Source organism: Providencia sp. PROV_01 (assembly GCF_053098325.1).
In genome coordinates this window covers 1415772-1427776 of the sequence record NZ_JBRFKD010000002.1, presented here as the reverse complement: position 1 = coordinate 1427776, position 12005 = coordinate 1415772, and the positions used below count along the sequence as shown (strand labels likewise).

11 protein-coding genes are annotated in these 12005 nt (G+C 37.1%); 7 read left to right on the top strand and 4 right to left on the bottom strand.

Going from position 1 to position 12005, the window contains the following annotated elements; translation table 11 throughout:
- Window positions 1–181: 181 nt before the first annotated feature.
- Entirely contained in the window at window positions 182–1636 is a 1455-nt protein-coding gene (locus ACU696_RS07090; RefSeq protein ID WP_209102407.1) for a glycoside hydrolase family 32 protein, read from the top strand.
- A 30-nt stretch (window positions 1637–1666) separates the two neighbouring features.
- On the opposite strand, the gene ACU696_RS07085 is transcribed toward ACU696_RS07090, so the two are convergent.
- Window positions 1667–2662, bottom strand: coding sequence for a LacI family DNA-binding transcriptional regulator (locus ACU696_RS07085; RefSeq protein WP_110732216.1), 996 nt, complete (start codon window positions 2660–2662; stop codon window positions 1667–1669).
- A gap of 472 nt (window positions 2663–3134) precedes the next feature.
- Between ACU696_RS07085 and ACU696_RS07080 the strand changes: the two genes are divergently transcribed.
- Window positions 3135–3764, top strand: coding sequence for a response regulator transcription factor (locus ACU696_RS07080; RefSeq protein WP_447343054.1), 630 nt, complete (start codon window positions 3135–3137; stop codon window positions 3762–3764).
- A gap of 615 nt (window positions 3765–4379) precedes the next feature.
- On the opposite strand, the gene ACU696_RS07075 is transcribed toward ACU696_RS07080, so the two are convergent.
- From ACU696_RS07075 to ACU696_RS07065, 3 genes are all read right to left on the bottom strand, one after another.
- On the bottom strand, window positions 4380–5021 hold the full coding sequence (locus tag ACU696_RS07075) for a helix-turn-helix domain-containing protein (RefSeq protein ID WP_447343053.1): 642 nt from the start codon (window positions 5019–5021) through the stop codon (window positions 4380–4382).
- A gap of 215 nt (window positions 5022–5236) precedes the next feature.
- Complete coding sequence (gene rimO, locus ACU696_RS07070) at window positions 5237–6571, bottom strand: 30S ribosomal protein S12 methylthiotransferase RimO (protein WP_004913782.1); 1335 nt, start codon at window positions 6569–6571, stop codon at window positions 5237–5239.
- Between the two features lie 176 nt (window positions 6572–6747).
- Window positions 6748–7677, bottom strand: a complete 930-nt coding sequence (locus ACU696_RS07065; protein WP_109912089.1) for a DUF7916 family protein — start codon at window positions 7675–7677, stop codon at window positions 6748–6750.
- A gap of 282 nt (window positions 7678–7959) precedes the next feature.
- Here ACU696_RS07065 and ACU696_RS07060 point away from each other — a divergent pair, with 282 nt between their 5' ends.
- The 5 genes from ACU696_RS07060 to efeB all read left to right on the top strand — a co-directional run bounded on the left by ACU696_RS07060 (window position 7960) and on the right by efeB (window position 11974).
- Window positions 7960–8517, top strand: coding sequence for an iron transporter (locus ACU696_RS07060; RefSeq protein WP_004913787.1), 558 nt, complete (start codon window positions 7960–7962; stop codon window positions 8515–8517).
- A 95-nt stretch (window positions 8518–8612) separates the two neighbouring features.
- Window positions 8613–8948, top strand: a complete 336-nt coding sequence (locus ACU696_RS07055; protein ID WP_110732217.1) for a cupredoxin domain-containing protein — start codon at window positions 8613–8615, stop codon at window positions 8946–8948.
- Between the two features lie 11 nt (window positions 8949–8959).
- Complete coding sequence (locus ACU696_RS07050; RefSeq protein ID WP_004913791.1) at window positions 8960–9793, top strand: FTR1 family iron permease; 834 nt, start codon at window positions 8960–8962, stop codon at window positions 9791–9793.
- The gene (locus tag ACU696_RS07045; protein WP_109912030.1) at window positions 9786–10688 is read left to right on the top strand and encodes an EfeM/EfeO family lipoprotein; all 903 of its coding nucleotides are present in this window, start codon (window positions 9786–9788) and stop codon (window positions 10686–10688) included. Before ACU696_RS07050 ends, ACU696_RS07045 begins: the two co-directional genes overlap by 8 nt.
- A gap of 11 nt (window positions 10689–10699) precedes the next feature.
- Entirely contained in the window at window positions 10700–11974 is a 1275-nt protein-coding gene (gene efeB, locus ACU696_RS07040) for an iron uptake transporter deferrochelatase/peroxidase subunit (protein WP_209102405.1), read from the top strand.
- The last annotated feature ends 31 nt before the right edge of the window (window positions 11975–12005 follow it).

Genomic DNA, 12005 nt, shown 5'->3' with positions numbered 1-12005 from the left:
TATTTTTAACCTTTATTCTTATTCATAAATAACACATTACCAACTCATGAAAATAAAACTAGTAAACGCAAACTGTTAACGTTAACATTAAGTATAAAGAAGCCAGCAAATAAACGCACCTATTATTGAATTTCATGTGCCCATTTTGTTATCGCGATCGAAAAATGTTCAGGAAGCCATAATGAAAAAACAACTTGAATTAGCCAACGAAACCATCAAAACAGCAAGAGAAAACATGAAATTGCAGTTCTACCCACAATACCACCTTGCCCCTTATGTAGGCTGGATGAATGACCCTAATGGTTTGATCTATCACCAAGGACAATACCACGCTTTTTATCAACATCATCCATTTAGTGCGATTTGGGGTCCCATGCATTGGGGTCATGCAACAAGCACTGATATGGTCCATTGGCAACACCAACCCATTGCGTTAGCACCAAGTGAAGATTATGACCGAGATGGTTGTTTCTCAGGCTCCGCAATTAGTTACGATAACAAATTGTATTTGTTTTACACAGGCCATATCTGGTTAGCAAATCCAGGTGATGACAGCCAAATCATCCAATCACAGTGTGTTGCAATCAGTGAAGATGGTATTCATTTCGAAAAGAAAGGTGTTGTACTCCCTTCCCCTGATGGCTATATGCACTTTAGAGATCCTAAAGTTTGGCAACAAGATGGTAAATGGTGGATGGTGGTTGGTGCAAGAGACTCTCAAGATCAAGGGCAAATCCTCTTATTTAACTCTACTGACTTATTAAATTGGGATCAAAACTATCAAATCCTAGCAAAAACTGACGACAATAATGTTTATATGTGGGAGTGTCCTGATTTCTTTCCATTAGGCGAAAAATTTATTGCCCTTTTTTCTCCTCAAGGAAAAAAAGCAAAAAATTATCAATATCGAAATTTATTTCAAAATGGCTATTTGGTTGGTAATTGGTCACCTAATTTACCTTATCAAATTTCACATTCATTTACTGAGCTTGATTTTGGCCAAGACTTTTACGCACCTCAAACCTTTTTAGCTAAAGATGGCCGTCGTATTGCTATCGCTTGGATGGATATGTGGGAAAATCATATGCCTACACAAAAACATGGGTGGTCAGGGTGCTTTACTTTACCTAGAGAGCTAACACTGAATGAGCAAGGTAAAATTATCTCTAAACCTATAGAGGAATTGAAATCATTACGCCAGTCTGCAAGCCATTTTCCCGCAACAATGTTAGCCAAAAACAGCACCATAGTATTAAATGAAAATGCGACAAGTTGTGAAATAGAACTCATTTGGGATTTACAGCAAAGCCCAGCTGAAAAATTTGGCTTTTGGATTGGATACGGCGTGCAGTTCTATGTTGATAACCAAAGTCAGCAATTAACCTTAATGCGTCATTACCCTGAATATACCATTAGTGATAATCGTTGTGCTCCGATACCGCAAGGTCATCAACTTAAAATAAATGCTTTTATCGACCACTCTAGCTTGGAAGTATTTATTAATGATGGTGAACTCAATTTTAGTTGCCGTATCTACCCACACCAAAGTGAACGAGATTTAAGATTATTTGCAATAAATCACCAGGCTAAGCTAGAAAAAGCGATTTATTGGGAACTCAAGAAAGCGATTGAATAACTGTCTATTCGATTTGCCTTCTCGGAGAAACTAAAAAGAATTACGTTCTAACAAGTCGCAAGCAACATATTCAACACTACTTTGCTGCCGTTCTTCTATGATGTGCAAAGCGGCTTGTTGACCTAACTGATAGTGCGGTAACACAACCGTACTTAATGGTGGATAAAATAGTTCTCCAACACCTATCATATTATCGTAGCCAAGTACTGCGATATCTTGTGGGATACGTAAACCACGGCTAAGTAGTACTTGGTAAGCTAAAAATGCAATACGGTCATTTCCACAAATAATGACATCAAAATCCGGTTTTTTATTCTTAAAGTGACTATTAATTAAAGCTATAACATCTAAATAGTGTTCATCACCTAACTCTAAATGGTATTGCTGAAGCGATTCTAGAGGTAAATTAGCCGTTGCCCACGCAGATTCCACCGCTTCACGGCGCGTTTTTCCAGCAAGTGTTTCTTGCGGGATATAAAGACAAAGAGGATTCCGATACCCTTTCTCTATTAAGCGATTAACTGCATTCAATTGACCATTGAAATCATCTGGTACATAGGCTGGAAACTGCCCTTTTTTATCTATGCAATTGGCAAGAACCAAACGATTATTATGTAATCCTTCAGGAATAGTCACTTCTCGAAGGCCCATCGTAGTATAAATAATACCATCTGGTCGCTGGGATAATAATTGCCGGACAGCTCTTTCACTATCTTCACTGGAGGTAATATTAACAACAAAGCTACTCCAGCCGAATTGCCTCGCGGTTTGCTCTATTGAAAGAATGATTTCCACAGAAAACGGAGTTGTCGCTGTATCAAGGGCCAAAACGCCAACTGTCGAAACCCTAGAACCTTTTCCTCTAATCTTACGAGCAGAAAAATCAGGAACATAATTGAGTGACTCAATAGCTTGTTGGACCTGTTTTAAGGTTTCAGGCTTGAGTAATTCAGGGTTATTAATTGCCCGTGATACTGTCATCAATGAAACATTTGCAAGTCGAGCTACGTCTTTTAAAGAAGCCATTAAGTATATTCACTCATCAAAACTAGGTTAGAGTAAATTTTAACATGTCAGATATAAAAAGCACTTAATCTTCGTCAATTCACAGATTAAGTACTATCACCTAAGAAAACAGCATAAAGTGTACATCTAAGACTTTTTATGACTAATGATTTAAGATATTATTGATTAGCTTTAACAATATTTCTGTCTATTACTTTATGTTAAAAAACACATTTAATAAGTAAATTCACATAATATGTTACACGTCATTAATCGAATATTACCCAATGACACAAACTTTAACTATTGTTTCTATTTTTATATTAAATTTAACTAGATGATGTTTTTAATATAAATTAAGGTCAGTAATACACTAATAAAAAGAACAACGATCAGTAGAAAATATTATTGTGAAATTTTAATTTCACTTTATTTATCTACGTATTTAATCAGATTGGTATGAATATCAAATCAGTTCAACAGGAGTATGGTGATGAATAACACCATTCACGTAATCGTAGAAAGTGATAATATCTTTAAGAATAAACTGAAACTAATGATGGAATCTTTTGGTTTTATCTTTAGATTTTATAATAACGAAGAAGTGTTTATGAGTAATTATACTTACCCTAATGAGGGTAATGTAAAAGAATGTATTTTATTATTCTTAAACAATGATGAAAATCGTATTAGTAGATTAAACAATATAAATAATTCATTTGGTATTGTTCCATTCATTGTGCTTGCTGAAGAGCCTTCTATCAGTTTGTGCCGTGAGAGTTTTAAAGCCGGAGCTTTTGATTTTTTCCCTTTGCCTTTCAAGGACATTGAAATTTTAAACTCCATCAGTAACGCAACAGAATTATTTTTAAATATGCATGAAAAGTATAAAAAATATACCTACCTCTCTGATAAATTTAACCGTCTTTCGGTTAGAGAACGAGAAATCATGGATATGATATTAGAAGGTAATACCAGTAAAGAAACCGCTGAAAAACTGTCACTATCACCAAGAACTGTAGAAGTTCATCGCTCTAACATTTATACGAAACTAGGTATTAAATCACTGCCACAACTTATTCAAGAATACGAATACATTAATACCTATCCTAAATATATTTAATTTATATGATATGTTCATCTTGTTATAGCGTAATTAGTTTCTGGTGGTTTGACTCTAAGCCATCAGAAACTAATTACCTAAAAAATGCCAAGAGCACTATAATTTAGATAAATATAGATAAAAATCCTGTCAATTTTAAAATAATAACTTGTTTTTATAAGTGATAAACAATAGTTCTACTCTATCACAGATTAAAGAAACCTAAGTGAATTGATAATTCCACTAGTAATAATAACTACTAATACTTGTAAAATAAAATAATACTTTTTTGTGTTACTGAAATATCATTTAAAATAATAGTGCACCTATCACACCATTTTTTAGTAAGACAATGCGCTTTCTCATCAATATTTATCCATCACAAATCTAAAAAAATAGGGCTGTAAACGACATACCAACTTACCTAACTCAAGCATAATAAGTATCGTTTTCATTTTCTTTTCTCGATACATCAAGTAACGACACAAGCAGATAGATTATGCTTTATTTATCTATCGACTGTCGTTCAAAATGTTGGTAAATTCTTCGCGCTTCGCTGTTTTTATGCTTTTTTGTTGTTGTCCACAAAACATGCGAAAGCGCTTTTTTTTTACGGTCCAAAGCATATGTAAGAAGCTATTTGTAGTCTTTAATGTTAATTTCATACTGCTTTAGTTTGCGCCATAACGTTGTCCGCCCCATATCAAGGACTTTATGCATTTTTTGAATTTTACCTTCACAAGACTGCGCCACTTCAATAATCAAAGCTTTCTCAACTGAATGAATATCCAAGCTAGCGAATCGTTGCTCTACCTTATTTTCCTTAAAAATTTCTTGTTCATAATAGTGAAATTTCAATTTCCCACTCACTTCCCTTGCTAAAGCCTGCGTGAGTGCAAACAAAATATTGCAGCTATTCTGAGTTGAAGATAAAGCGACAACTAGAACTGGCTCTCCAGCATGTGAATACACTGGAGCTAGATAATAAAAAATCCCATGTAATTCGATTGGCGCAGTATACAACTTAGCCCGCGCACCATAAGTCAAATTATCAGATAATAAAGCTGCTATCTCAAAATTGCCCCCAAACTCATGACTAAGCCAAAGCGTTTTTCCATCAGAGCTAATCAGAGAACTTCGAATATTATTATCATGTAATGAGGCTAATCCACCTTCAATAGTTGTATAAGCAAGCTCTACAATATATTTATAATCATCTGAATTATAAATACTTTCTTTTACAGGTGTTGTAGTTGGAAATATTAAATGAACCGACATAGTTATCCTTATTCTTCGATAAGAGTTATCTGATTATGTCAATTTCCCATTTAATTATTATATTCTAGATCAAGTTATTAATTGATAGATTTAAACCGCTTGATCCACATCAATTTTTCACAATTAAAAGCAGTAAATCAATGTGGTAAAAAACAAAATGGCTAACTTAATTTACCTAAGTTAGCCATTTACACTTTTAAAACGCTCTGATTCACTTAGGAAGTGACAATATTTCCCCACAGGTCATATTCATCTGCATGCTCAACGAATACTTTCACTATATCCCCCGCGTTAACACCAAATTCACCATTAAGATAAACCATACCATCAATTTCTGGCGCGTCTGCCATACTACGCCCAATAGCACCTTCATCATCAACTTCATCAATAATGACTAAAATTTCTTTACCAATTTTATCTTGTAAACGCTGTGTAGAAATTTGTTGTTGTAATTGCATAAAACGATGATAACGATCTTCTTTAATTTCCTCAGGGACTTGATCTGCCAGCTCATTCGCTTTCGCTCCCTCGACAGGGCTATACTTAAAGCAGCCTACTCGGTCTAACTTCGCTTCCGATAAGAAATCGAGTAGCATTTGAAAATCGTCTTCTGTCTCACCAGGAAACCCCACAATAAATGTTGAACGTAAGGTGAGTTCAGGGCAAATTTCACGCCAACGCTTAATTCGCTCAAGTGTTCTTTCTACAGCGCCAGGGCGTTTCATTAACTTTAAAATTTTGGGACTTGCATGCTGCAGCGGAATATCTAGGTAAGGTAAAACTTTACCTTCTGCCATCAAAGGGATGACATCATCAACATGTGGATAAGGATACACATAATGTAAACGTACCCATACACCCAGTGAAGCAAGTTGTTCACATAACCCCACCATGCTAGTTTTTACCGGCTGCCCATCCCAAAAACCCGTTTTATTTTTAACATCAACACCATACGCAGAGGTATCTTGTGAAATAACCAGTAACTCTTTTACCCCTGAAGCGACTAAACGCTTAGCTTCATTTAACACATCTCCAATTGGACGGCTATCTAAATCCCCTCGCATAGAAGGAATAATGCAAAAAGTACAACGATGATTGCACCCTTCGGAAATTTTTAAATAGGCATAATGCTTTGGAGTCAGTTTTACCCCTTGTTCTGGAACTAAACTCAAGAAAGGGTCATGTTCAGGTTTTGGAACGTAGTGGTGCACGTGGTTAAGTACTTGCTCATAGCTATGTGGACCAGTGATTTCTAAAACTTTTGGATGTACTTCACGAATTTGGTTCTCTTTCGCGCCAAGGCATCCTGTGACAATCACTTTGCCATTTTCATTCAGAGCTTCCCCAATCGCTTCTAGTGATTCCTGCACCGCGCTATCGATAAACCCACACGTATTCACAATGACTAAGTCAGCATTATCATAGCTTGGAACGACTTGGTAACCATCAGTGCGCAACTCAGTTAAAATGCGTTCTGAATCAACTAGATTTTTCGGGCAGCCGAGTGAAACGAAGCCAATTTTTGGCACCGGATTAGTATTTTGCGACATAACTCACTTCTTTTATTGTTTTAAAAAATGGGCGAAATTTTACCTGAAGAATTGAGGGAATTGTATAAATTTTTATCGAAAATAATCTGTAATTAACGCGAGGATAATAGAAAAAACTTATGTTAAATAGGTGATTTCTACAAACCATTTTTGTAAAAATCACCTAAAAATGTCAACTAGCGATTAACCGAACGAGCAATACGTGAATAGGTGTGACGAACACCACGGATCACAATACTATAATTTAAAATATTCTCAGGTAATGCGATTCCGTTATAACCCGAATCACCAATATGGTGTAAATCTGTCCCGGCCATTTTGCACATTAATGCAATTTGCCGAATAGTTTGTAAATCTGCACCTTCTTGAGAAGTGCCAATCGCCGTCATTGTCATCACGCCTTGGGAATGGCAATAACCTACCATTTTTTGCACAAATTCTAATGAAATCCCAGGTACCGTTCCCGGAGCTGGGAGCAAAATAATATCCGCACCATTGTTAATAAAGGTACGAATGTCATCATCTGTGATGAGTTGCTCTGCGGAAGCATTTAAAACACCAGCAGCGTGCATTTTTCCCGTAATAAGCACAATATCTTCACCCACAACAGCTTTAAGCTCTTTAAGGCTTTGGTTAATTTCCTGATTAGTTACTCCATTGCCAGGGTTCCCCGTTAGAACAATAATATCCGCACCCATTTCTTTTAATTTAAGAGCATTTTTTACTGTTGCTAATCGCCCTTCTGACATTTTCCATTGCGCATCTTGTGTCGGATTATTAAAGCCCTCAGGTACAGGCTCTAAATTAACACCGATTGCTCGTCCCGTTAAATGCTTAAGTGTGCGAATGATTTCCTCAGGTTCAACCCCTTCGGGTAGGCCTTGCATAATCGGTTGATTAACATCAAAAACATTCAATAATAAAATGTCTGCACCTTGGCTTGCGGCTAATTCAGCGTTCGTCACTGTCATTAATACGGGTTGAATTGTGCCTATGGTTTCAGAAACCAAAATTCGCCCTTCACTTGCTTTAATTGATTCTAATAGATTCTTTTTATTGAGTTTTACAATTTCTGAAGCAGAGCAGTCAAGATAACGTCGTTGCATGGCTATACCTTTATTTTCAACAAAATGAATGAAGTGTTCTTTCGCAGTAAAATTCACACCTTCAAAATATATCATGTAGACAATAATAAACTGCCTAATAGAACACACTATTAGCAAGTTATTTTTCAAAGAATAATAACTTTTTCTAACACTTAGATTTTTATATAAAAACAAACATTTTTAGCGACGAGTAATTTACTTATCGTAAATTACCACTTGTTTTTTAGTAATAGTAATGATTATCATTACAACTCTATATCACTTATGGTAAGGACGAAAATAATGAAACTCGCCTATAAAGCTGCTGTTTCAGGTCTCGCGTTGTTTTCAATCTCAGCATTAGCTCAAGAGTACCCTCTCGGTCACCCTGTGATCAAAAACGGAATGGAAATCCAAGGCGTTTACCTACAACCAATTACAATGGATACCGAAGAAGGCCATCATGCAATGTCTCACTTAGCTGCAGATAAAGCAGATGTCCACTTAGAAGCAGATATCCACGCTGTTGAAGATAACCCAAATGGCTTTGCAGAAGGCGATTGGATCCCTTACCTAACCATTGAATATTCAGTCACTAAACTTGGTGATAAACCACAAACTCAAACAGGCACATTTATGCCTATGGTGGCAAGTGATGGCCCTCATTATGGGGAAAACATCAAATTAGATGGCAATGGTAAATACCGTGTCACCTATAAAATCTATCCGCCATCACACAATAAAGATGTTGCCTTTGGCCGTCATATTGATAAAGAAACGGGTGTGGCCCCTTGGTTCCAGCCTTTCGAAGTCTCTTGGGATTTTGACTACGCAGGTGTTGGCCGTAAAGGTAGTTACTAATTTTTTAACCTAAATTAGTTAAGGGCTTAACCAAGGGAATTTTCTTGCGTAAGCCCTTTTTTGTTTGTCGTTATAAAAGGATAAACCAAGCCAAAATGAAAACATTACTGAGCTTTTTACTGGTTATCACTTGTACAATAATTCCCCTATCTTCATTTGCTGCAGAAAAATATACTGTCGAATTAGAAATGAAAAATGGTGATCTTATCCCGCGAGTTCTTGAAGTCCCTGCAAAAACAATTATCCGCATTAAAATTACCAATACAGGCACTGAGCCCGCAGAATTTGAAAGTATTCAATTAAGAAAAGAAAAAGTTTTAGCCCCCGGAGCAAGCTCTGTTGTTGTTATCGCACCATTGAAACCTGGCACATATACTTTTTTTGATGACTTCCACCTTTCTCACCCCAAAGGCGAGATCATTGCGAAATAAAAGGATTTAGCATGGGACAAGTTCTGTTTGTTGTGTGGCGTGAAAGTTTTGAAGCGTTGCTTGTCATTGGTATTATTTATGCGTGGATTAAACGTCACCCTGACGCACATAATGGTATGAAATACCTTTGGGCCGGTGTCGCTATTGGGGTTATTACCTCCATCTTACTCGCACTTCTCATCTATGGCGTATTTAATGTCCTTGATGATACAGGGCAATCACTGTTTATGATTTTTATGGAGCTACTCGCTTGTATCCTGATTGTCCAAATGGTGTATTGGATGAACAAGCATGGCAGCTCAATGAAATCAGAAATTGAATCAGGAATAAGCCGTAATGCGGCTCACCATAACTGGTGGGGCGCCGCATTGATTATTGCCATTGCCATTGCCCGTGAAGGAAGCGAAATCGTCGTCTTTTTATCTAGCTTTATTATGTCGTTAACCGCGTCTAATGCATCGGCTTTCTTTATTGAAGTCGGTGGTGGAATTGCAATTGCAGGCCTTACACTCTATGCATTCTTATTAACAAATCGTTTAGTTTCATGGTCTATCTTCTTTAAGGTTACCGGCGTTATTCTATTATTCCTCGCGTTATCTCTCCTACTTAAAGGGGTAGAAGAAAGCGCTAACTTACTGATTGAATATGATTTTTCCATCCCTGATTTTTTAATTTATCCCGCTTGGGATACAACTGCATTTCTTGACGATTCGGGTATTGCTGGTAATTTTATCTCATCTTTCTTTGCCTATCGTTCACAGCCTATTTGGCTCAGTGTCATTACCTTTATCCTTTATTGGGCTATTGTGATCCCATTGTTTACTCGGAGCAAAAAAAATGTCTAGCTCACTGAGGCATAACATCAAATGGGTCTCGATTAGCTTAATACTCAGTATGGCACTACCTAACTTGGTTCAAGGTAAAGCACTGAGATCCCCTGTACAAACAGGGGATAACATCATTATCGCTAAAGGGGATATTCCTACTCCTGAAAAATATCAACATGCTATCCAAACCTATTTAGCCTTTGCCACTGCTGAATTGGCAGAAATGGTGACGCAATTGGAATTGTTACAACAGAGTTTACAACAAGGAAAGCTAGAACAAGCCCAAGCCGCGTATATTCAGGCTCACCAACATTATGAAACAGTACGCCCGATTATTATTTTATTTGGTAATACGGATAGAACAATTAATCCAAGAGCCGATTACTTCCTTGATAAAGAAACTGATTACCGCTTTACGGGGTTTCATCTTGTTGAATACCAATTATTTATGCAAAAAAATACTGAACTTGCCTCAACGGCAAACCAAGAATTATTACTTAAAGGGCGTGATTTGTATAAACGGGTAGCAACTGAAACCATTGAAATTCCTAAGCTCGTGCAAGCCTCAGCTGATTTTATTGAAATGATCTTAGAAACAAAATTGGGCGGTAAAGAAAATATCTACAGTTTGTCTGATTTAACTGATATTGCTGCTAATTTAAAAGGGTCACAAAAGATAATTGAAATTATTAAGCCTTTTATCAAGCCAGAGACCCTTGAAAAAATACAAAAAAATGACCAACTGATTAACCAAATAATGCAGTCATATCAACTATCAAATACGACATATCAACCTTATAGCCAATTACAACTCAAAGACAAAATGGCGCTTTATTCATTACTCACTCAGCAAGCCGAAACTTTAGCAAAATTACGTGCTGAGCTCGATGTCGATGTTTACTATAAATATTAAGGCATACATTTATGCAAGCTAAACTGAGAAATATATTGCAAACCAACGGAATGTCTCGGCGTAATGCCCTAAAAATGCTCGCAATTAGTAGTGCAGTTTTAGCCGCCCCAGCATTAAAAGCACAAGATAAAATCGCCGATTGCCAACTCACTTATGACAAAGCAATCAATTATCTTGGGCCACACCAAGCCGGTGTTTTGACGCCTGAACCCAAAAATGCCTCCTTTATCGCATTTAATATGACGGCAAATTCCATCGAAGAATTACAGACTGTTTTTACTCTACTGACCCAGCGCATTGCTGATTTAACCCAATCCCAAAAAGCACCTTCAATCAATAATGATAAAATGCCTCCCGCTGAATCCGGTATTCTGGGAACGCAACAGCAACCCGACTCACTAACCATCACCGTTGCTTTAGGTAACTCTCTGTTTGATAACCGGTTCGGATTAAATAAAATCAAGCCTAAATATCTTAGTGAAATGACCAGTTTCCCCAACGATAGGTTAGAGCAGAAATGGTGTGGTGGCGATCTTCTTCTACAAATATGCGCGAATAGCCAAGAAAGCGTTATCTATGCATTACGTGATATTTTGCGTCATATTTCTCCATACAGCTTTCCTCTCTGGAAAATCGACGGCTTCTTACCTGCACGAGATATTGATAACCATTCCACTCCTATCAATCTTTTTGGTTTTAAGGATGGAACGGGAAATGCACCCGCTGATGACAATTTATTGATGAACGAATTAATTTGGATAACAAAAGGCAGTCAAGAACCATCTTGGTGTGACGGAGGGACATACCAAGCAGTACGTCTCATTCGCTTTAATTTAGAATTTTGGGATAGAACGCCATTAGAAGATCAAGAAAATGATTTTGGTCGGCATAAAGATTCAGGAGCCCCTATCGGCATGAAAAAGGAGCACGATGATCCTGAGTTTGGCCAAGACCCTCATGGTGACCGTATTTTATTTGATTCCCATATGCGCCGTGCAGAACCCCGTAATCCTGAACGTTATACCGCAAAACTAAGGCGAAGAAGCTACAGCTATTCACTCGGGTTAACCGAAACAGGGGCTCTCGATATGGGTTTAATTTTCGTCTCTTTTCAGAAAAATTTAAAAACAGGCTTTATCGACACTCAAAAGCGCCTTAATGGTGAACCGCTTGAACGCTATATCAAGCCCTTTGGTGGTGGGTACTACTTTGTATTACCAGGAATCAAGTCGGCACAAAACATACTTGCTGAAAAAATGTTTACAGCCTTAAAACAAACTAAATAATGATAATAATAAAATAAAAGCCCCTATTACC

Coding starts and splice junctions, on each gene's coding strand:
- ACU696_RS07090 (WP_209102407.1), top strand. CDS start 182: ATGAAAAAACAACTTGAATTAGCCAACGAAACCATCAAAACAGCAAGA.
- ACU696_RS07085 (WP_110732216.1), bottom strand. CDS start 2,662: ATGGCTTCTTTAAAAGACGTAGCTCGACTTGCAAATGTTTCATTGATG.
- ACU696_RS07080 (WP_447343054.1), top strand. CDS start 3,135: ATGAATAACACCATTCACGTAATCGTAGAAAGTGATAATATCTTTAAG.
- ACU696_RS07075 (WP_447343053.1), bottom strand. CDS start 5,021: ATGTCGGTTCATTTAATATTTCCAACTACAACACCTGTAAAAGAAAGT.
- rimO (WP_004913782.1), bottom strand. CDS start 6,571: ATGTCGCAAAATACTAATCCGGTGCCAAAAATTGGCTTCGTTTCACTC.
- ACU696_RS07065 (WP_109912089.1), bottom strand. CDS start 7,677: ATGCAACGACGTTATCTTGACTGCTCTGCTTCAGAAATTGTAAAACTC.
- ACU696_RS07060 (WP_004913787.1), top strand. CDS start 7,960: ATGAAACTCGCCTATAAAGCTGCTGTTTCAGGTCTCGCGTTGTTTTCA.
- ACU696_RS07055 (WP_110732217.1), top strand. CDS start 8,613: ATGAAAACATTACTGAGCTTTTTACTGGTTATCACTTGTACAATAATT.
- ACU696_RS07050 (WP_004913791.1), top strand. CDS start 8,960: ATGGGACAAGTTCTGTTTGTTGTGTGGCGTGAAAGTTTTGAAGCGTTG.
- ACU696_RS07045 (WP_109912030.1), top strand. CDS start 9,786: ATGTCTAGCTCACTGAGGCATAACATCAAATGGGTCTCGATTAGCTTA.
- efeB (WP_209102405.1), top strand. CDS start 10,700: ATGCAAGCTAAACTGAGAAATATATTGCAAACCAACGGAATGTCTCGG.